General features: G+C 67.7%; 16 protein-coding genes. 8 read left to right on the top strand and 8 right to left on the bottom strand.

Annotation, left to right across the window (positions count from 1 at the left end):
* Positions 1–36: 36 nt before the first annotated feature.
* The 3 genes from ACP2AH_RS11265 to fdnG are packed head-to-tail and all read right to left on the bottom strand — an operon-like array spanning position 37 to position 4,841.
* Positions 37–756 (bottom strand): formate dehydrogenase subunit gamma, encoded by a 720-nt coding sequence (locus tag ACP2AH_RS11265; RefSeq protein WP_425105883.1) that lies wholly within the window; start codon positions 754–756, stop codon positions 37–39.
* Positions 753–1,739: a formate dehydrogenase subunit beta gene (gene fdxH / locus ACP2AH_RS11260; protein WP_425105881.1), complete on the bottom strand. Its 987-nt coding sequence runs from the start codon at positions 1,737–1,739 to the stop codon at positions 753–755. Before fdxH ends, ACP2AH_RS11265 begins: the two co-directional genes overlap by 4 nt.
* Before the next feature lie 12 nt (positions 1,740–1,751).
* The gene (gene fdnG / locus ACP2AH_RS11255) at positions 1,752–4,841 is read right to left on the bottom strand and encodes a formate dehydrogenase-N subunit alpha (protein WP_425105880.1); all 3,090 of its coding nucleotides are present in this window, start codon (positions 4,839–4,841) and stop codon (positions 1,752–1,754) included.
* Between the two features lie 387 nt (positions 4,842–5,228).
* Between fdnG and ACP2AH_RS11250 the strand changes: the two genes are divergently transcribed.
* The 8 genes from ACP2AH_RS11250 (at position 5,229) to ACP2AH_RS11215 (ending at position 13,288) form a co-directional block, all read left to right on the top strand.
* Positions 5,229–5,696: a TlpA disulfide reductase family protein gene (locus ACP2AH_RS11250; protein WP_425105879.1), complete on the top strand. Its 468-nt coding sequence runs from the start codon at positions 5,229–5,231 to the stop codon at positions 5,694–5,696.
* The gene (locus ACP2AH_RS11245; RefSeq protein WP_425105878.1) at positions 5,693–6,823 is read left to right on the top strand and encodes a transglutaminase-like domain-containing protein; all 1,131 of its coding nucleotides are present in this window, start codon (positions 5,693–5,695) and stop codon (positions 6,821–6,823) included. The genes ACP2AH_RS11250 and ACP2AH_RS11245 overlap by 4 nt, the downstream gene beginning before the upstream one ends.
* A gap of 150 nt (positions 6,824–6,973) precedes the next feature.
* Entirely contained in the window at positions 6,974–8,035 is a 1,062-nt protein-coding gene (gene selD / locus ACP2AH_RS11240) for a selenide, water dikinase SelD (RefSeq protein WP_425105876.1), read from the top strand.
* A gap of 121 nt (positions 8,036–8,156) precedes the next feature.
* Positions 8,157–9,464, top strand: coding sequence for a nickel-dependent lactate racemase (gene larA, locus ACP2AH_RS11235; protein ID WP_425105875.1), 1,308 nt, complete (start codon positions 8,157–8,159; stop codon positions 9,462–9,464).
* A complete protein-coding gene (locus ACP2AH_RS11230; RefSeq protein WP_425105874.1) occupies positions 9,461–10,795 on the top strand; it encodes a LarC family nickel insertion protein in 1,335 nt (444 codons plus the stop codon). The genes larA and ACP2AH_RS11230 overlap by 4 nt, the downstream gene beginning before the upstream one ends.
* On the top strand, positions 10,788–11,594 hold the full coding sequence (locus ACP2AH_RS11225) for an adenine nucleotide alpha hydrolase (protein ID WP_425105873.1): 807 nt from the start codon (positions 10,788–10,790) through the stop codon (positions 11,592–11,594). Before ACP2AH_RS11230 ends, ACP2AH_RS11225 begins: the two co-directional genes overlap by 8 nt.
* 3 nt (positions 11,595–11,597) lie before the next feature.
* Complete coding sequence (larB, locus tag ACP2AH_RS11220; protein ID WP_425105872.1) at positions 11,598–12,257, top strand: nickel pincer cofactor biosynthesis protein LarB; 660 nt, start codon at positions 11,598–11,600, stop codon at positions 12,255–12,257.
* Positions 12,257–13,288, top strand: coding sequence for an SDR family oxidoreductase (locus tag ACP2AH_RS11215; RefSeq protein ID WP_425105871.1), 1,032 nt, complete (start codon positions 12,257–12,259; stop codon positions 13,286–13,288). The genes larB and ACP2AH_RS11215 overlap by 1 nt, the downstream gene beginning before the upstream one ends.
* Positions 13,289–13,290: 2 nt before the next feature.
* On the opposite strand, the gene aguA is transcribed toward ACP2AH_RS11215, so the two are convergent.
* The 5 genes from aguA to acnA form a co-directional block, all read right to left on the bottom strand.
* Positions 13,291–14,382: an agmatine deiminase gene (gene aguA, locus ACP2AH_RS11210; RefSeq protein ID WP_425105870.1), complete on the bottom strand. Its 1,092-nt coding sequence runs from the start codon at positions 14,380–14,382 to the stop codon at positions 13,291–13,293.
* A gap of 4 nt (positions 14,383–14,386) precedes the next feature.
* Positions 14,387–15,277, bottom strand: a complete 891-nt coding sequence (gene aguB / locus ACP2AH_RS11205) for an N-carbamoylputrescine amidase (RefSeq protein ID WP_425105869.1) — start codon at positions 15,275–15,277, stop codon at positions 14,387–14,389.
* Positions 15,278–15,307: 30 nt separating this feature from the next.
* Positions 15,308–15,649 (bottom strand): DUF2794 domain-containing protein, encoded by a 342-nt coding sequence (locus ACP2AH_RS11200; RefSeq protein WP_244450180.1) that lies wholly within the window; start codon positions 15,647–15,649, stop codon positions 15,308–15,310.
* Positions 15,650–16,074: 425 nt separating this feature from the next.
* Entirely contained in the window at positions 16,075–16,893 is an 819-nt protein-coding gene (locus ACP2AH_RS11195; protein ID WP_425105868.1) for a DUF1223 domain-containing protein, read from the bottom strand.
* Positions 16,894–17,171: 278 nt separating this feature from the next.
* Positions 17,172–19,856: an aconitate hydratase AcnA gene (gene acnA / locus ACP2AH_RS11190; protein WP_425105867.1), complete on the bottom strand. Its 2,685-nt coding sequence runs from the start codon at positions 19,854–19,856 to the stop codon at positions 17,172–17,174.
* Positions 19,857–20,030 lie beyond the last annotated feature (174 nt).

Raw genomic sequence — 20,030 nt, 5'->3', positions numbered from 1 at the left:
GGCAGGCGCCCGGGACGGAGACGAAGCGGGCGGCGCCTATTCCGCCGGTGTCGGCGGGCGCTTGCCCGGCCGTGTGCCGACCAGCTCGCGCAGCCATTTGCGGTGGTGGCGCCACGCCCAGCCGCCCGTCACCTTGCCCCGCGTCATGGCGCCGATGGTGCCCTTGACCCAGATGGCGGCATAGACGTGGATGATCCACACGCAGATGATGGCCACCGCCGCGATGGAATGGACGAGGATGGCGACGCGTTTCTGTTCGATGCTGGTATAGGGGTAGAAATACTGGTCCCACATCACCACGCCGCTGGCAATGAGGATGACGATCAGCGCCGACATGCCCCAGAAGACGAATTTCTGACCGGCATTGTACTTGCCGATTTCCGGCAGACGCTCCTCCCGCCCGCGCAGCACATCGCTGATGCGGGCGAGCCAGGTGCCGTCCTCGCGCGCCGGAAGGTTGGCCCGCCAGAAGCGCAGGAAAAGCCCGGCGAAGGAGAAGAACAGCACCACGCCGATCCAGGGATGGATGGCCCGCGTCCACTGCCCGCCGCCGAACAGGCCGGTGAGGAAGAACAGGCTCGGCGTGAACAGAGCAAGGCCCGACAGTGCCAGCAGGATCAGGCTCAGCGCGGTGATCCAGTGGTTGATGCGCGCGCCGACCGTGTAGCGCGACACCTCGACCGGGTGGCCCGGGCGCACGGCGTCGCCCGGTTCCACATCGTCCGCTGCGTGGATTTTGAGGTTGCCGGCGCTCATGGCGTCCTCCTCTCCGCAGGCCCGGCGGGTGTCGGCGGCGGCGGAGTGCCGTCGGCGAGCCGCTCGGCGTTCTCCTCATCCTCCTCCGAGACCTTGTTCGGCCCGGCGACGACATAGTGCAGGAAGCCGGCGGCGGCGGCGAAGCCCATCACCGCGAGGCCGACATATTTCGTCACGCCCTTCCAGGCGTCGACGATGGGCGAGATGCGCGGATTGTCCGGCAGGCCGGCATAGATGGACGGCGTGTCGGCGTGGTGCAGCACATACATCACATGGGTGCCGCCGACGCCGGGCGGGTCGTAGAGGCCGGCATTCTCGAAGCCGCGCGACTTCAGGTCCTTGATGCGGAAATCCGCCCACTCCTTCATCGCGTCCTTGGTGCCGAAGACGATGGCCTGGGTCGGGCAGGCCTTCTGGCAGGCCGGACCCTGGCCGACCGCGACACGGTCGGAGCAGAGCGTGCATTTATAGGCGGTGTGGTCGACCTTGGAGATGCGCGGAATGTTGAACGGGCAGCCCTTGATGCAGTAGCCGCAGCCGATGCAGTTGTCGTGCTGGAAGTCCACGATGCCGTTGGAATATTGCACGATGGCGCCGGGAGCCGGGCAGGCCTTGAGGCAGCCCGGATCCTCGCAATGCATGCAGCCATCCTTGCGGATGAGCCATTCCAGGTTTTCGGTCTCGGGATTCACCCATTCGGTGAAGCGCATAAGGGTGAAGGTGTCCGGCGTCAGGTCCATGGGATTGGTGTAGATCCCGTGGTTGAAGCCGACCTCCTCGGTGAGGTTGTTCCATTCCAGGCACGCGGCCTGGCAGGCCTTGCAGCCGATGCATTTGGAGACATCGATCAGCTTGGCCACCTCGGTCAGCCGCTCAGCGGGCGGCGTGACCGTGGAGGCGCTGCGGCGGAGAATGTCCTTCTCGCCGAAGCGCGGCGTGGCGGCGTCGGTGGCGACGTTGGGATTGGGGATCGCTGGAAACATGATGCCGCCTCCCTATGCCACCACCGGCCCGGTGGAGGGCTCGATGTTGACCATGAACGCCTTGAACTCCGGGGTTTCGATGTTCGCGTCGCCCACGAAGGGGGTGAGCGTGTTGGCCGGGAAGCCCTTGCGGGCCGAGCCGACGAAGCCCCAGTGGATCGGCACGCCGACGATGTGCACGGTCTTGCCGTCGATGGTCATCGGCTTGATGCGCTTGGTGACGACCGCCTTGGCGTAGAGTTCGCCGCGCTTCGACCACACCCGCACCCAGCCGCCGAGCGCGATGCCCTTCTCCTTCGCCAGTTCCTCGGAAATCTCCACGAACTGTTCCGGCTGCAGGACCGAGTTCACATGGTTGTTCTTGGTCCAGTAGTGGAAATGCTCGGTGAGACGGTAGGAGGTGCCGGCATAGGGGAAATTGGGATCGCCGATATCGGCGAAGCTCTTCCAGTCCTCCTTGAACACGCGCGCCACCGGGTTGCCCCTGATCTTCGGCGCGATGACATTGGCAACCGGGCTCTCGAACGGCTCGTAATGCACCGGGAACGGCCCGTCCCGCATCATCTTGCGCACCCACAGGCGTGACGTGCCCTCGGGGTTCATGATGAAGGGGCCGACATCCCGCGGCTTGGCGGTGGGCGCGATGTCCGGCACGTCGTAGCCGGTCCATTTGGCGCCGTCCCACTCGATGAGCTTGCGCGAGGGGTCCCACGGCTTGCCGTCGAGGTCGCAGGAGGCGCGGTTGTAGAGCACGCGCCGGTTCGCCGGCCAGGCGAAGGACCATTTGAGGAACATGCCGGCATCGCCGGGATCGGAATTGTCCCGCCGTGCCATCATGTTGCCGGCCTCGGTCCAGCAGCCGGAGAAAATCCAGCAGCCGCCCGCCGTGGTGCCGTCGTCGCGCATTTGGCCGAAGCCGGAAAGCTGCTTGCCGGCCTCAAGGATCTTCTTGGTCGGATCGGCGGGGTCGTAGACATCGACCAGCACCGAGCCGTTCATCTCCTTCGCCAGCTCTTCCGGCGTCGGCTCGCCGGGGTCCTTGTAGGACCAGTTGAGGTTGACGATCGGATCGGGGAAGGCGCCGCCCTCCTTCTTGTACAGCTCCTTCAGCCGCAGATGGATCTGCGCCATGATCCAGATGTCGGTCTTCGCCTGGCCCGGAGGCGAGCCGCCGGGCCAGTGCCATTGCAGCCAGCGGCCGGAACTGACCAGCGAGCCCTCATCCTCGGCGAAGCAGGTGGTGGGAAGCTGGATCACCTCCGTCTTGATATCCGCCGGGCTCACCTTGTTGAAGGTGCCGTGATCCTCCCAGAAGCGGGCGGTCTCGGTTTCCAGCGGGTCCATGATGACCAGCATCTTCAGCTTGGCGAGGCCGGCGGCGAGCTTGCCCTTGTCGGGGAAAGCCTGCAGCGGGTTGAACCCCTGGCAGAAATAGAGGTTCACCTTGCCCTGCTTCATCATGTCGAAGACGCGCAGCACGTCGTAGCTGGCGACATCGAGCTTGGGCAGGTAGTTGTAGGCCCAGTCGTTCTGCGCCGTCGCGGCCGGACCGTACATCGACTTCATGAAGCTGACGAAGAACTTGCGGTAGTTCTGCCAGTAGCTGGTCTGGTTCGGCCGCAGCGGCTTGAAGGCCCGCGTCGACATGTAGGTGGTGAAGTCCGGTTCCTTCTGCGTGGGGATGTTGAGATAACCGGGGATGAGGTTGCTCATCAGCCCGAGATCGGTCAGCCCCTGGATGTTGGAATGGCCGCGCAGGGCGTTCATGCCCCCGCCGCGCACGCCGATATTGCCCAGAATGAGCTGGAGCATCGCCATGCCGCGAATATTCTGCGCGCCCTTGGAATGCTGGGTCCAGCCGAGCGCGTACATGCTCGTCATGGTCTTGGTCGGCGTCGAGCATTCCGCCACCATCTCGGCCACCTTAAGGAAGGCGTCCTTCGGTGTGCCGCAGACGCGCTCCACCAACTCTGGCGTGTAGATGGCGACGTGCTGTTTCAGCAGATTCCACACGCAGCGCGGGTTCTGCAGCGTCTCGTCGACCACGGCATAGCCGTCCGGGCCGATCTCGTACTCCCAGCTGTCGCGATTATAGTCGCGCTTTTCCTCGTCATAGCCGGTGAACAGCCCGTCCTGGTAGCCATAGCCCTCGCGGACCACGAAGCTGGCATTGGTGAAGGGCTTCACATAGTCCCACTGCACCTTGTCATTGCTGATGCAGTGATTGATCAGGGCCATGAGGAAGACGATGTCCGACCCCTGCCGGATCGGCGCGTAGAAATCCGCCACCGACGCCGAACGGTTGTAGCGCGGGTCGACAACGATGAGCTTGGCGCCACGGTTGGCTTTCGCCTCGGTGACCCATTTGAATCCGCACGGATGGGCTTCGGCGGCATTGCCGCCCATGATGACCACGAGGTCGGTGTTCTTGATGTCCGTCCAGGCGTTGGTCATTGCTCCACGGCCAAAAGTTGGGGCGAGACTCGCCACCGTCGGGCCGTGTCAGACACGCGCTTGGTTATCGAACGCCAATATGCCGGTCGAGCGCACGACCTTGTAGGTCGCGAACGCCGTCTCGTTGGTGGTCGCGGAAGCCGCGAGGAAGCCGGTGGTGAGCCAGCGATTGACGGTCACGCCATCCTGGTTGGTGGCGACGAAATTGGCGTCGCGGTCGTCCTTCATCGCGCGGGCGATCTTGTCGAGCGCGGCGTCCCAGGAGATCGCTTCGAATTTGTCAGAACCGGCCTTGCGGATCATCGGCTGGGTGAGCCGGGTCGGCGATTTCACGATGTCGCGCAGCGCCGCGCCCTTGGGGCAGAGCGTGCCGCGATTGGTCGGATGGTCGGCGTCGCCCTCGATATGGACGATGTCGGCCTTCTCGCCTTTGCGCAAATCACCCTTGGAATAGATGATGATGCCGCAGGCGACGGAGCAGTAGGTGCAGGTGTTTCGCGCTTCCGTGGTGTTCACCAGGTGGAACGGCTTCACGGCAGCGGCGACGGCCGCCTCCGCCTCGCTGAAGCCGAAGGCACCCAACGTGGTACCGGCAAGACCGGCCCCCGTCGTTTTGAGGAACGTACGGCGCGAGAGCTCCATATTCATCGTGGCCCTCCCGTTTCTCGTCACAAAGCCCATCGACCGATAGGCTTTCCCAATCACAAGGCTATTTTTTAGCTCCTCCAATGTCAAACAGACTTAAGGTGAGGTGAGGGACAAAAAGTCGTGTGATTTCAGTTCGTTCGTGATGTTGCCGTGCGATCCCGACATGTTGCGCTGCAACCAATGCGGGTTTCGCCCCAGGGCCGATTGACGATTTCCCGCCCCCGGCGCAGCATTGCGCCCGTGCTCGCTTCTGCGGCTCCCGCGTGTCGGGGCGGAAAGAACCTCATCCTGCTGGCGGCTGTTGCTTCCCTAGCGTCATGGGCGCTGGCGGAAGGGCAACCCGCTCATGCCGGCGCGCCGCTGCCGCTGGGCGCGGTACCGCCGCCCTTGGCGTTGCCCTCACTCGATCATGGGCCGCAGAGCCTCGCGGCGCTGCACGGGCGGCCGGTGCTGATTCACTTCTTCGCGACCTGGTGCGCGCCCTGCCGCGACGAAATGGCGGGCCTTGCGCGACTTGCCGACCGACGCGGCGAGGGACCGCTCGTCCTTCTCGCCATCGATGTGGGCGAGGTGCCGGTGCGGGTGCGGCGCTTCTTCGCCACACAACCTGTGCCCTTCCCCGTGCTGCTGGACGAGGACCGCGCCGCGCTGAAGGCGTGGAAGGTCGCCGGCCTGCCCGCGACCTTCGTGCTCGACGCCTCGCACACGCTGCGCCTCTACGCCGACGGCCCGATGGATTGGGACGACCCCGCCGCCGACCGCCTGCTCGACAGGCTCGCCGACCCCGCCGCCGCGCTGGAAGGCGCGCGGCTGCCCTCGCTCAATATGGATGAATCCCGGGAGAATGCGCCATGACCACTCGCCGTGACTTCCTCAAGACCGGCGTCGCCCTTGCCGCCGTCGCCGCCGCGCCGCACGCCGCCTTGGCACAAGCCGCCGGCCCGGCCGCTGCCGCCGCTTTCGCGCCGAAGCCGGGCAAATGGCGCCATTTCGAGGTGGTGACGGTGCTGGACGTGAAGCCGGTGGAGGGTAAGGCCGGCCCGGCGCAAGCCTGGGTGCCGCTGCCCTCCTACACCGCCTCCGACTGGATGAAACCGGGGGAGAGCACCTGGAAGACCAACGCCGCCACGGCGGAAGTGGTGAAGGACCCGCATTACGGCGCGCAGATGCTGCATCTGACCTGGGCGCCGGGCGAGGAAAAGCCCAGTGTCGAAATCACCTCGCGCTTTTCCACCCGCGACCGAGCCACCGATTTCGCCGCGCCCGGTGCGGTGGCGGGGCTGTCGGCGGAGGAGCGGGCGCTGTTCCTCGCCCCCACCGACCTCATCCCCACCGACGGCATCGTCAAGGCGACCGCCGACAAGATCATCGCCGGCAAGACCTCGGACCTTGAGAAATCCCGCGCCATCTATGAATGGGTGGTTGAGAACACCTATCGTAACGCGGCGACGCGCGGCTGCGGCACCGGCGATGCCGCCTCGCTGCTGGCGAGCGGCAATCTCGGCGGGAAATGCGCCGATCTCAACGCGCTGTTCGTCGGGCTGAACCGCGCCGCCGGCATTCCCGCCCGCGATCTCTACGGTATCCGCGTGGCGCCTTCCGCCTTCGGCTATAAGAGCCTCGGGGCCAATTCGCCTACCATCTCCAAGGCGCAGCACTGCCGCGCCGAGGTGTGGCTGGAGGGGTTCGGCTGGGTGCCGGCCGACCCCGCCGATGTGCGCAAGGTCGTGCTGGAGGAACCGCCGGGCAAGAACGCGCTCGACGACGCCAAGGTGGTGGCGGCGCGCAAGGTGCTGTTCGGCTCCTGGGAGGGCAACTGGCTCGCCTATAATTACGGCCACGACATCGCCCTGCCGGGCTCTTCCGGGCCCAAACTCGGCTTCCTCATGTACCCGCAGGCGGAAGTGGCGAGCCTGCGCCATGACTGCCTCGACCCCGACGCCTTCGCCTATGTGATCAAGGCGAGCGAAGTGGCGGCGTGAGCGGCCTGCGTGCTTCGAGATGCGGGGCGTTGCCCCGCTCCTCAGCATGACGGGCGTCAAACTCACGTCATCCTGAGGTGCCCGGCACAGCCGGGCCTCGAAGCACGCAGGCGACCGCCGCGTCCGTGCCGACGACAAGGAAGACATGCCATGCTCGACACCCCGGCCTCCGCCGCCACGTTCCGCCTCACCAGCCTCGCCCATGGCGGCGGTTGCGGCTGCAAGCTGGCGCCCTCGGTGCTGCGCGAATTGCTCGCCGAACAGCCGGCCAGCACGGGCTTCACAAATCTGCTGGTCGGCACGGAGACCGGCGACGACGCGGCGGTCTACCAGCTGGACGACGACACCTGCCTCATCGCCACCACCGACTTCTTCATGCCGATGGTGGACGAGCCCTTCGAGTTCGGTCGCATCGCCGCCACCAACGCCATTTCCGATGTCTACGCCATGGGCGGCAAGCCGCTGCTGGCGCTCGCCATTCTCGGCATGCCGCTTGGCAAGCTGGAACCGGCCATGGTGCGTGAGATCTTGAAGGGCGGCGCCGCCATCGCGGCGGAGGCCGGCATTCCCGTGGCGGGTGGCCATTCCATCGACGCGCCGGAGCCGATCTATGGGCTGGCGGTGATCGGCACGGCGCGGCCGGAGCAGATCCGCAAGAACAGCACCGCCTTTGCCGGGGACGCGCTGATCCTGACGAAGGCGCTGGGTGTGGGCATCTATTCCGCCGCCTTCAAGAAGGAGAAGCTCTCCCCCGCCGCCTATGGCGAGATGATCGCTTCGATGACGACGCTGAACCGCGTCGGCACCGCGCTCGGCCGGGACGCGGCCGTGCATGCGGTGACCGACGTGACCGGCTTCGGCATCCTCGGCCATGGGCTGGAAGTGGCGCGGGGCTCGGGACTCGCCTTGGAGATCGAGGCGGCGGCGCTGCCTCTGCTTGGCGACGCCCGCGCGCTGGCGCAGGCGGGATTCGTCACCGGAGCCTCGCACCGCAACTGGGCGAGCTATGGCGAGGGGGTGCGCCTGCCCGACGGGCTGCCGGAGGCGGAGCGGCACCTGCTCACCGACCCGCAGACCTCGGGCGGGCTCCTTGTGGCGGTGGCGCCGGACGCGGCGGAGCGGGTGCTTTCCGAAATCCGCGCCGCCGGTTTCCCCCGCGCCGCCCTCATCGGCCGAGCGGTGGAGGGGGCGCCGGCCGTCACCGTGATCTGAGCCGCGCCTTCGTCTTCGTGACCCACTTGCGGGTTTATGCGCAGGTGGCGGCGGGATATCCTTAGCCCTGAAGCGGTCGGAGGGTGGACCTGTGGCCGCGCGTGGAGTTGAAGGATCGGCCATGTCTGACACGGGTCTCGAACTCGCCTTCGGGCGCGGCGCGCTGCATCTCAGCCTTCCCCCGGGGGCGAAGCCGACCGTGCTGCGCAAGGCGACGCTGCCCAAGCTGCCGGACAATGCGGCGGCCATCCGCCATGCGCTCGACAACCCGATCGATTCGGCACCGCTCGCCGCCCTCGCCGAGGGGCGCACCAGCGCCTGCATCCTCATCTGCGACATCACCCGCCCGGTGCCGAACCGGCTGTTCCTGCGGCCGATGATCGAGACGCTGATGGCGGCCGGCATTCCCGCCGCCGGCATCACCGTGCTGGTGGCGACCGGCCTGCACCGGCCGAATGAAGGCGAAGAGCTCGCCGAGCTCGTCGGCGACCCTTGGGTGCTGGAGACGGTAAGGGTCGAGAATCATTTTGCCCGCGACGAGGCGGCTCATGTCGATCTCGGCCCCACCGCGACGCGCGGCACGCCTGTCTTCATCGATCGCCGCTTCGTGGAAGCCGAGCTGCGCATCGCCACCGGGCTGGTCGAGCCGCATTTCATGGCCGGCTGGTCGGGCGGGCGCAAAGTGGTGGCGCCGGGCGTCGCCGGGCACCAGACCATCCGCACCTTCCATTCCGCCCGCTTCATGGAAGACCCGCTGGCGGTGCAGTGCAACCTCATTGGCAATCCGCTGCATGAGGAGCAATTGGAGATCGTCCGCAAGCTCGGCGATGTCTATGCGCTGAACACGGTGCTGGATGAGGAGCGGGACGTTGTCTTCGTCTCTTTCGGCGAGATCATCGCCAGCCATCTCGCGGCGGTGGACTTCGTCGAGGGGGCCACCATCATCGAGACGCCGCGCCGTTACGCCACGGTGGTAACATCCTCAGCCGGCTATCCCTTGGACAAGACCTATTACCAGACGGTCAAGGGCATGGTGACGCCGCTCGACATATTGGAGCCCGGCGGCACGCTCATCATCGCCTCGGAATGTTCGGAAGGCTTCGGCAGCGAGGAATTCCGCGCCGCACAGGCGCGGCTGGTGGAGCTGGGCCCGGAGCGCTTCCTCGCCACGCTGACCGCCAAGACGCTGGCCGATGTCGATGAATGGCAGACCGAGATGCAGCTGAAACCCATGCGCGTCGGCCGCATCCAGCTCTACACGACCGGGCTCTCCGAGGAGGAGCGGCGCATCACCGCGGTGGAGCTCGTGCCCGATCTCAATGCGGCGATCGCGGCGAGCCTGGCGCGGTCCGGCGACAACGCGCTCGCGATCATTCCCGAGGGGCCCTATGTGATTCCGGTCTGCCGGGAACAGCAGGCGGCGGCGTGACCTCCAGCGGCGTGAGACGCATCCATCTCGATGCGGTGGGCGGCGTCGCCGGCGACATGTTCGTCGCGGCGCTGCTCGACGCCTTCCCCGACCTCGCCCCGCGCGTGCTGGCCGATGCCCGCGCCGTGCTGCCGGAAGGGGTGGGGGAGCCGTTTTTGCGCGAAGGGCTGAGCGGAGGCCTCGCTGTGCGGCGCTTCGGGCTGGAGGGCGGGCATTCCCATTCCCACACCCACAGCGCTCACCCTTCTTTAGCCCTCATGGCCGGGCCTGACCCGGCCACCCAGACTTCGCCTGCGGTCCTCGTGGAAGCGCTGGGTCCCCGGGTCGAGCCCGGGGATGAGGGCGCGCGTGGGAGTGGTGAGCCGGCTCATCATCCCCACTGCCACAGTGCCGGCACCTATCGCGACATGGTCGCGCGGATCGAGGCGGTGCCGCTCGGCGCGGGGACTTCCGGCCATGCGCTGGCGATCCTCAGCCTCATCGCCCAGGCCGAATCCGCTCTGCACCGCGTGCCGGTGGAGGAGGTGCATTTCCACGAAATCGCGGATTGGGATTCGCTGCTCGATGTGGTCGCCGCCGGCAGCCTCGCGGCCGCGCTCGAAGGTGCGGTGTGGACGGTTTCGCCTTTGCCGCTCGGCGGTGGGCTGGTGAAGACGCAGCACGGGCTGCTGCCGGTGCCGGCGCCGGCCACCGCCGCCCTGCTGCAAGGTTTCGACTGGCGCGACGACGGTGTGTCCGGGGAGCGGGTGACGCCGACCGGCGCGGCGATCCTCAAACATCTGGCGCGCTCCGGTGCTCCCCTCGGCGGGCGGCTCGTCGCCTCCGGCAATGGGGCGGGCACACGTGACCTCCCTGGCCTGCCCAATGTGCTGCGGGCGCTGGTGTTCGAGCCGGTTGCGGCGGAAGGCGATACGCTGGCGGGCGATGTGGTCACCGTTCTGGAATGCGAGATCGACGACATGACCGGCGAGGAGATTGGCACCGCGATGGAGCTTCTGCGTGGTGAGTCGGGCGTGCTCGATGTCAGCCTCGGCCAGCGCTTCGGCAAGAAAGGGCGGCCCATGGTGGCGCTGCGGCTGCTGGTGCGGCCGGACCGAGCGGAGGCGGTGGCGCAAGCCTGTTTCGCACAGACCTCGACGCTGGGGCTGCGGCGGCGCGAGGAGCGGCGGCTGGTCCTCAAACGCGCGGCCGGCGAGGTGGCGGGCGTGGCGGTGAAGCGGGCGGCGCGGCCGGGCGGCGACACGGTGAAAGCCGAGAGCGACGCGCTCACCGGAGACACGCTGGCGGCGCGGCGGGCGCTGAAGCAGCGGGCGGAGCGCGGCGATGAGTGACGCGGCGGCCATGCTGCCGGCCGCGCGGCTGGCGCGTGTGCTCGGTCGCTTCCCCGCTCTGGCGGTGGCGGTGAGCGGCGGGGTGGATTCGCTCACCCTCGCGAGCTTCGCGCACTCCGAAGGCCTGCCGCTCAGCGTGATCCACGCCGTTTCCCCGGCGGTGCCGGCGGAGGCGACGGCGCGGGTGCGGGCGATGGCGGCGGCGCAGGGCTGGGAGCTGATCGTCACCGGCACCGGCGAGTTCGACGATCCGCGCTACCGCGACAATCCGGTGAACCGCTGCTATTTCTGCAAGACCAATCTCTATGATCGCATTGCCGGGCTCACGGACCGGCCCATCGCCTCGGGGGCCAATCTCGACGATCTCGGCGATTATCGCCCCGGCCTGATCGCCGCCGCCGAGCGGCGCGTGGTGCATCCCTTCATCGAGGCGGGAATGACCAAGGCGGATGTCCGGGCGCTGGCCCGCGCGCTCGGCCTCGGCGCGGTGGCGGAACTGCCGGCGCAGCCCTGCCTCGCCAGCCGGGTCGAGACCGGGATCGCCATTGATGCGGGCGACCTCGCCTTTGTCGAGCTGGCGGAGCGCCGGCTCGCCGCGCTCACCGGTGGCGGCACGCTGCGCTGCCGGATCATCCATCAGGGCGTCGCTGTGGAGCTGGGCGAGGGAGCGACGGGCCGGGAGCGCGCCGTCGAAGCGCTGATGACGGAGCTTTGCGCCGGGGCCGGGCGGGTCTATGCCGGAAGCCGGCCCTATCGCCGTGGTGCCATGTTCGTCGGCGCGCCGGCCATGGAAGCCTGAGCCATGGATTTCACCTTTGACTGGGGCCGCGCCGCGCGCACGGGTCTTCCCGAGGCGGTGCTGTGCAGCGCCAAGTCGCCGGCACAAATCGCGGAAATCCTCGCCGCCGCTCGCGTGCGCGGCGCGCGGCTGCTGTTGACACGGCTGGAGCCGGCGGCCTTCGCCGCGCTGGACGAGCCGGCCCGCGCCGGGGTGGATTATGACCCGCTGTCCCGCACCGCCGTGCTGGGCGGGGAGGTCGCGCTCTCCGGGCCGCGCGTCGCCGTGGTGGCGGCAGGTACGTCGGATTTGCCCGTGGCGCGCGAGGCGGTGCGCACCCTCGAATTCAACGGGCACGGCGCAAGCCTCGTCGCCGATGTCGGCGTCGCCGGGCTGTGGCGGCTGATGGAGCGGATCGAGGAGATCCGTGCCTGCCGGGTGGTGATCGCGGTGGCGGGGATGGAGGGGGCGCTGTTCAGCGTGCTCGGCGGGCTGGTGGCGGCGCCGGTCATCGCGGTGCCGACCTCCGTCGGCTATGGCGTCGCCGAGGGCGGCAAGGCGGCAATGACCTCGGCACTGGCCAGCTGCGCGCCCGGCGTGGTGGCGGTGAACATCGACAATGGCTTCGGCGCTGCCTGCGCCGCGTTGAAGATGCTCGGCGCCGCTGCAAGGGGGGAGGGCTGATGGCGCGGGTGCTCGTCACCGGTGGGTCCGGCTTCATCGCCGCCCATGTCATCCTCGCTTTGCTGCGCGAGGGGCACGAGGTGCGGGCGACGCTGCGCGGCATGGGGCGAGAGGCCGACGCCCGCGCCCAGCTGGCGGCGGGCGGCGAGCCGGCGCCGGCACAACTGAGTTTTTACGCCGCCGATCTGCTCGCCGATGACGGCTGGTCCGCCGCGATGGAAGGCTGCGATTACGCGCTCCACGTCGCCTCCCCTGTGCCGGCGGGCATGGCGGCGAGCGATGAGGCGGCGCTGATCGCCGTCGCCCGCGAGGGGACGCTGCGGGTCCTGAGCGCGGCGCGGGCAGCCGGGGTGCGGAGGGTGGTGGTGACCTCGTCCTTCGCGGCGGTGGGCTATGGACGCGCGCCGCGGGCCGATTTTTATGACGAGCGCGACTGGACCTACCCGGATGGCGAAGGGGTCGATGCCTATACGCGCTCCAAGACGCTGGCCGAACGCGCGGCATGGGACTTCATCGCCGGCGCCGGCGCGGGCATGGAGCTTGCGACCGTCAATCCCGTGGTGGTGCTCGGCCCGGCGCTGGGATCGGACATGTCCGCCTCGCTCGATCTCGTGCGCGCGCTGCTCGACGGGGCGGTGCCCGCCTTGCCCCGGATTTATCTCGGGCTGGTTGACGTGCGCGATGTCGCCGATCTGCACGTGAAGGCGATGACCGCGCCACAAGCGGCGGGCGAGCGCTTTCTGGCAACGACAGGCGCGGCGGTGTCATTCGCCGGTATCGCGCGCACGCTGCGCGACGGGCTCGGCCCGGCGGCCCGGCGGGTGCCGCGCTTTGAGCTGCCCGACCTCGCCGTGCGCCTCGCCGCGCTGGTGCTGCCAACGGCGCGGCTCGCCGTCCCCCGGCTCGGCATCCGCCGCAGCGCCACCCCCGCCAAGGCGCGGGAGACGCTCGGCTGGTTGCCGCGCCCAGCGGAAGAGGCGATCCTCGCGACGGCCGAGAGCCTGATCCGGCTGGGGCTCGTGAAGCCGTAGCTTCAGCCCGGCGTGCCCAGCGGCTGCTGCTGGGTGATGCAATGGATATTGCCACCGCCGAGAATGATCTCATGCGTCGGCACCCCCACCACCTCGCGGTCCGGGAACAGCCGGGCGAGAACGGTGCGCGCTTCCTCGTCCTTCGCCGGATCCAGAAGCGGCATCAGCACGAAGCCGTTGCCGAGATAGAAATTGGCGTAGGAGGCGCCGAGGCGCTCGCCGGGACGCCGCGACATCGTGCCGGGCTCGGTGCCGAGGTCGAGCGCTTCCTCGCCCGTGCGGAACAGCGGGCCGGGCAGCGGCAGGGTGACGATCTCGAGGGCGCGCCCGCGCGCGTCGGTTATCCTCGACAGGCGCTCATGCGCATCCTTGGAGATGGCGTATTGCGGGTCGAGCGGGTCGTCGCAGCCGGTGAGCGCCACCACGCCGGGGCGGACGAAGCAGGCGAGGTTGTCGATATGGCCCGAGGTTTCGTCATCGACGAGGCCGGCACCGAGCCAGAGCACCTTGGAGACGCCGAGATGATCCTTGAGATGCTGCTCGATTTCCTCGCGGGTGAGGTCCGGGTTGCGGTTCGGGTTGAGCAGGCATTCCTCGGTGGTCAGCACCGTGCCTTCGCCGTCGACATGGATCGAGCCGCCTTCGAGAACGAGCGGGGCGGCGTAGCGCGGCGCGCGCTCGATCTCCAGCATCTTGGCGGCGATCAGTTCATCCTGGTCGCAGGGCGTGTAGAGCCCGCCCCAGGCGTTGAAACCCCAATCCACCCCGCGCAGCCGGCCGCGCGCATCGGTAAGGAAAGTGGCCCCGCTGTCGCGGCACCAGGAATCGTCCGAGGTCGCTTCCACCACCCGCACCGTGGGCGGCAGGGCGGCACGGGCGTGGCGCCACTGGCGCGGGCTCGCCAGCATGGTGACCGGCTCGAAACGGGCGATGGCGCTGGCGACCGCGACGAAGGCGGCCTGCGCCGGCTCGGCATCGGCGCGCCAATTGTCCGGCCGCTCCGGCCAGATCATCCAAGTGCCGGCATGCGGCTCCCATTCCGCCGGCATGCGAAAGCCGTCGGCGGCGGGAAGCGTGGAGAGGGTCTCGCTCATGCTCTCACCCGATCGCCCGCGTCGGCGCCCGCCCGTCGAGGGTGAGCACCGGGGCGTAAAGCTCCGGCCGGCGGTCGCGGAACACGCCCCAGCTGTGGCGCTGGCGGGCGATGCCGTCGAGATCGAAGGTCGCGGTGAGCACGGTCTCTTCCTCCCGCCCGGCTTCCGCGACCTTCTCGCCGGTCGGCCCGGCGATGAACGAGGAGCCGTAGAAGGTGATGGCGGTGCCGTTGCGGCCCTCTTCGCGGCCGATGCGGTTGGAGGCGATGACCGGCATCAGATTGGCGCCGGCATGGCCCTGCATCACCCGCTGCCAGTGGCCGGCCGAATCGAGGCTCGCATCATGTGGCTCGGAGCCTATGGCGGTGGGGTAGAGCAGCACTTCGGCGCCGAGGAGGGCCATGGTGCGCGCGCATTCCGGGAACCACTGGTCCCAGCAGATGCCGACGCCGATGCGGCCGACCGCGGTGTTCCAGACCCGGAAGCCGGTGTCGCCGGGCGAGAAATAGAACTTCTCGGTGTAGCCCGGCCCGTCGGGAATATGGCTCTTGCGGTAGAGGCCGAGCACCTCGCCATCGGCGTCGACCATAGCGACGCTGTTGAAGGCCGCCGGCCCGGCACGCTCGAAGAAGGAGACCGGCAGCACGACGCCCAGCTCCTTCGCCAGACGGGCGAAATGCGCCACCAGCCGATTGCCCTCGAAGGGCCTGGCGAGGTCGAGGAATTCGTGCAGCTGGTCCTGGCAGAAATAGGGGGTCTCGAACAGTTCCTGCAGCAGGATGAGTTTCGCGCCCCGCGCGGCGGCCTCGCGCACCAGGGCTTCGGCGCGGGCAATATTGCCCTCGATATCCCAGTCGCAGCGCATTTGAGTGGCGGCGACAGTCAGGCTGCGCATTTAGATCTCCGAATCGATGTGAAAGGCCGGTCAGTTGACGGCGCGCAGCGGCTTTTCCAGCACCGCGATGACGCGCGCAAGCTCATGCCCGCGCTTGAGGATGAGGCCGGTTTGCGACACCACCGTGTAGGCGCCCTGTTTGCGGGCGAGGCGCGGGTCTTTTTCGATGCGGTAGATGGGCACCTCGGTGGCGCGGCGGAAAATGGAGAACACCGCCTTGTCGCGGGTGAAATCGATGGCGTAGTCGCGCCATTCGCCCAGGGCGACCATGCGGCCGTAGAGATCGAGGATGCGGTCGAGTTCGCGCCGGTCGAAGGTGACGCGGTCAACCCGCGCACCGGCCGGCAAGGCTATGGGCTCGATGTCCGCCACGCGGCGCCTCCGGCCTGTGCGGCCCGGCGTGAGCGGGCCTGTGGGCTGAACCGTGTCATGTCGCCGTCATGATCCAACGCCCGGCGCGCGGCTTCAAGCCCCCGTACGCACGCCGGCGGTGCGGCGCGGGCGATGAGAGGGGCGGGAACGAAAAAAGGGCCGGCGACATGGCCGGCCCTGAAGAGCAATTCGGGGATTGAACCTAGGTAGCGTCAGGCCGGCCCACAAACACCGCGGGGGGCTGGGGGGCTGGGAAACCGATGCGCTCGCGAACCGGCCCAACGCTATGATGCCAGGATGGAGGGCGCTCGGGGCATCGCAACGGCCGAATTCGGGCAGCCTTGTGTTTTCAGTTAACGAGGCCGTGATTCGGTTGTCCAAGTATCATCGGACACAGTCGTACGTCTCATCAGATGTCCACGTGCTCAGTCGAGCGGCTGCAGTGCCGCCCCGACCATGGTGCCGGGCTCGGTGGACGAGCCCGTCTGGACGAACACCGCCACCGCGTCGACGCCCTCGCCGGGCGCACGGTGGACCGGGACGTCGAAACGGGCGGGCATCCCTTCCCAGCTGCCGAGCCGCACCCAGCCGCGCACCACATTGTGGTAGACGACGCGGGCGCCCTCATTCTCACCCCGGCCGATCTCAACCTCCATGCGGCTCGCCACCGGGCAAAGCCACACCTCGGCCTTGGCCGCCCCGGGCAAGGCGCCGATCTGAACCGTGACGTTGCCCGCGACGGATTCGACCGACACCGGCACGACGGGGGCGGGGCTGGCGGCCAGCACGCGCTCCAGCGCCGCCCGGTCCGAGCCGATGGTCATAGCGCGTCCGTTCACCACCGCCTGGGGGGTGAACATTTTGCCGTCGCCGCGCATATGCGCATAGGCCTTCTGGCGCAGCGAATGCCCATGCTTGGCGAGCGTGTCCTTCCAGCCGAGATAGTCCCAGTAATCCACCGCCAGGGTGAGCGCGAGCACATCGGAGCGGGCGGCGAGCTCGCCCATCAGCTTGTCGGCCGGCGGGCAGGAGGAGCAGCCCTGGCTGGTGAACAGCTCGATCACCGCCTTGGGCGCGGTGATCGGCTTCACCGGCTCGGCCTTGACCGGCATGTCCTCGGCATGGGCCGTGGCAGGAGCGAAAAGCAGGCTCATCAGGGCGAGGGTAACGCCCCAAAACAGCGCACGGGTGAAGAGAGAGGCGCGGACGGGCGGGCCGAAAGCGGAAGCGGCGGTCAGGGACATGTCGGGCGCTTGTCCTTGGGCGCGGGGACTCAGGGCACGCAGCGGGCAGCCCGCCTAAAGGCCGCCCTCGCAGGGTTCGACGCGGGCACGTGCCGGGATCGCCAGCGGGCCTGCGTCCAAGGCAATAGGACGACACGGGGCGCGCCACCAGTCACATTCGGGTGTCGCCGTTGACGCCGGCGTGACGTGGCGAGGTGTGCTGGGCGGAGGGTTCGGACATGAAAGGGCCGGCACAGGAGGTATCCTGTGCCGGCCCGATGTCAAGACACGCGGTCGGTTCAGGCGGCGAGATTGCGCAGCACGAAGGGCAGGATGCCGCCATTGCGGAAGTAGTCCAGCTCGTCCAGCGTATCGATGCGGCAGGTGAGCGGGACGTTCTTGATCGTGCCGTCGGCGAAGAGGATCTCGGCGATCAGCGTCTGGCGCGGCTTGAGGTCGCCCTCAATGCCCTTCAGCGTGACGATCTCGTCGCCCTTGATACCGAGCGACTGCCAGGATTCGTCGTTCTGGAACACCAGCGGCACCACGCCCATGCCGACGAGGTTCGAGCGGTGGATGCGCTCGAAGCTCTGGGCGATGACGGCGCGGACGCCGAGCAGCGCCGTGCCCTTGGCCGCCCAGTCGCGCGAGGAGCCGGTGCCATATTCCTTGCCGGCGAAGACCACGGTGGGCACGCCTTCCTGCTTATAGAGCATGGCGGCGTCGTAGATCGGCATCTCGGTGCCATCCGGCCAGTGGCGGGTGAACCCGCCTTCCTTGCCGGCCAGCATCTGGTTCTTGATGCGGATATTGGCGAAGGTGCCGCGCATCATCACCTGATGGTTGCCGCGCCGTGTGCCGTACTGGTTGAAGTCGGCCGGGCGGACCTGATGGTCGCGCAGATAGGCGCCTGCCGGGCTCGCTTCCTTGATCGAACCGGCCGGGGAAATGTGGTCGGTGGTGATGGAATCGAGGAACAGCCCGATCACCCGTGCCTTGATGATGTCGGTGACCGGCTCCGGCTCCATCCGCATGCCCTCGAAATAGGGCGGATTCTGCACATAGGTGGAGCGGTCGTCCCAGGCATAGGTCTCGCCGGCGGGAATGGCGATCTTCTGCCAGTTCTCGTCGCCCTTGAACACGTCCGAGTACTTTTCCTGGAACATCTTCTTGGTGACGTTCTCGCGGATGAAGGTCGCGATTTCCTGGTTCGAGGGCCAGATGTCCTTGAGATAGACCGGCTGGCCGTCCGACCCGGTGCCGAGCGGCTCGGTGGAAAGGTCGATCTGCAGCGAGCCGGCAATGGCGTAGGCGACGACGAGCGGCGGGGAGGCGAGGTAGTTCGCCTTCACGTCCGGGTTCACGCGGCCTTCGAAATTGCGGTTGCCCGAAATGACGGCGCCGGCGATCAGGTCGTTCTTGTTGATCGCCTCGGAGATCGCCTCCGGCAGCGGGCCGGAATTGCCGATGCAGGTGGTGCAGCCGAAGCCGACCAGGTTGAAGCCGAGCGCGTCGAGGTCGTCCTGCAGGCCGGCGGAGGCGAGATAGCCTTCCACGACCTGCGAGCCGGGCGCGAGCGAGGTCTTTACCCAGGGCTTGGACTTCAGGCCCTTCGCCACCGCATTGCGGGCGAGCAGGCCGGCGGCGATCAGCACGCTGGGGTTCGAGGTGTTGGTGCAGGAGGTGATGGCGGCGATGGTCACATCACCATGGCCGAGATCATAGTCGGTGCCTTCCACCGGCACGCGCTTGGCGGTCTCGCCCGCCTTCTTGAACTCGCCTTCCAGCGCCGCGAGGAAGCCCTGCTTGGTGCCGGAGAGCAGCACCCGGTCCTGCGGGCGCTTGGGGCCGGCGAGCGACGGCAGCACGGTGGAGATGTCGAGCTCCAGCACATCGGTGAAGACCGGATCGGCCGTGCCCGCCGTGCGCCACATGCCCTGCGCCTTGGAATAGGCCTCGACCAGCGCGATGCGATCGTCGGTGCGGCCGGTCTCGTCGAGATAGGCGATGGTTTCCGAATCGACGGGGAAGAAGCCGCAGGTCGCGCCATATTCCGGCGCCATATTGCCGATGGTGGCGCGGTCGGCGAGCGAGAGGTTGTCGAGGCCCGGGCCGAAGAATTCGACGAACTTGCCGACCACGCCCTTCTTGCGCAGCATCTGGGTGACGGTGAGCACGAGATCGGTGGCGGTGATGCCCTCTTTCATCTCGCCGGTGAGCTTGAAGCCGATCACCTCGGGAATCAGCATGGAGACCGGCTGGCCGAGCATGGCCGCCTCCGCCTCGATGCCACCCACGCCCCAGCCCAGCACGCCGAGGCCGTTGACCATGGTGGTGTGGCTGTCGGTGCCGACGCAGGTGTCGGGATAGGCGACGGTGACGCCGTCCTCATCCTTCGTCCACACGGTCTGGGCGAGATATTCGAGGTTGACCTGGTGGCAGATGCCGGTGCCCGGTGGCACCACGCGGAAATTGTCGAAGGCCGACTGGCCCCATTTCAGGAAGCGGTAGCGCTCCTGGTTCTGCTTGTATTCCTCTTCGACATTCTTGCCGAAGGCGGCGTTGTTGCCGAAGAAATTGACGATCACCGAATGGTCGATGACGAGGTCGACAGGAACCAGCGGGTTGATGCGCTTGGGATCACCGCCCAGATGCACCATGGCGTCGCGCATGGCAGCGAGATCGACCACGGCGGGAACGCCGGTGAAGTCCTGCATCAGCACGCGGGCGGGGCGATAGGCGATCTCGTTCTCGACCTTGCCGCGATTGACCAGCCAGTCCTTGATGAAGACGATGTCCTTCTTCGAGACGGAGCGCCCGTCCTCGAAGCGCAGCAGGTTCTCCAGCAGCACCTTCATCGAGAAGGGCAGGGCCGAGACGCCGTCGAGGCCGTTCTTCTCCGCCTCCGGCAGGCTGTAATAGACGTAGGTCTTGGAACCGACGGTGAGAGTTTTCCGGCATTTGAAGCTGTCGAGCGACGTCACGGCTGGCAGATCCCCGCTAACAAAGTGACAGGATGCGCCGGGCCTTGGAAGGAAGTGGGCTCGCGGGCTATAGCTCAGCTCGCGCGGGCTTTGGCAGGGCGCCGGGCGCATCGTTCAGTTTTCTATATAGAGCCATTTCAAACTTCGATCCTAGAGGGCATGACGCGATGCATT

Source organism: Ancylobacter sp. (assembly GCF_965249975.1).
GTDB lineage: Bacteria > Pseudomonadota > Alphaproteobacteria > Rhizobiales > Xanthobacteraceae > Ancylobacter.
The sequence above is the reverse complement of the archived record's forward strand: the minus strand, read 5'-3'. Positions and strand labels throughout refer to the sequence as shown.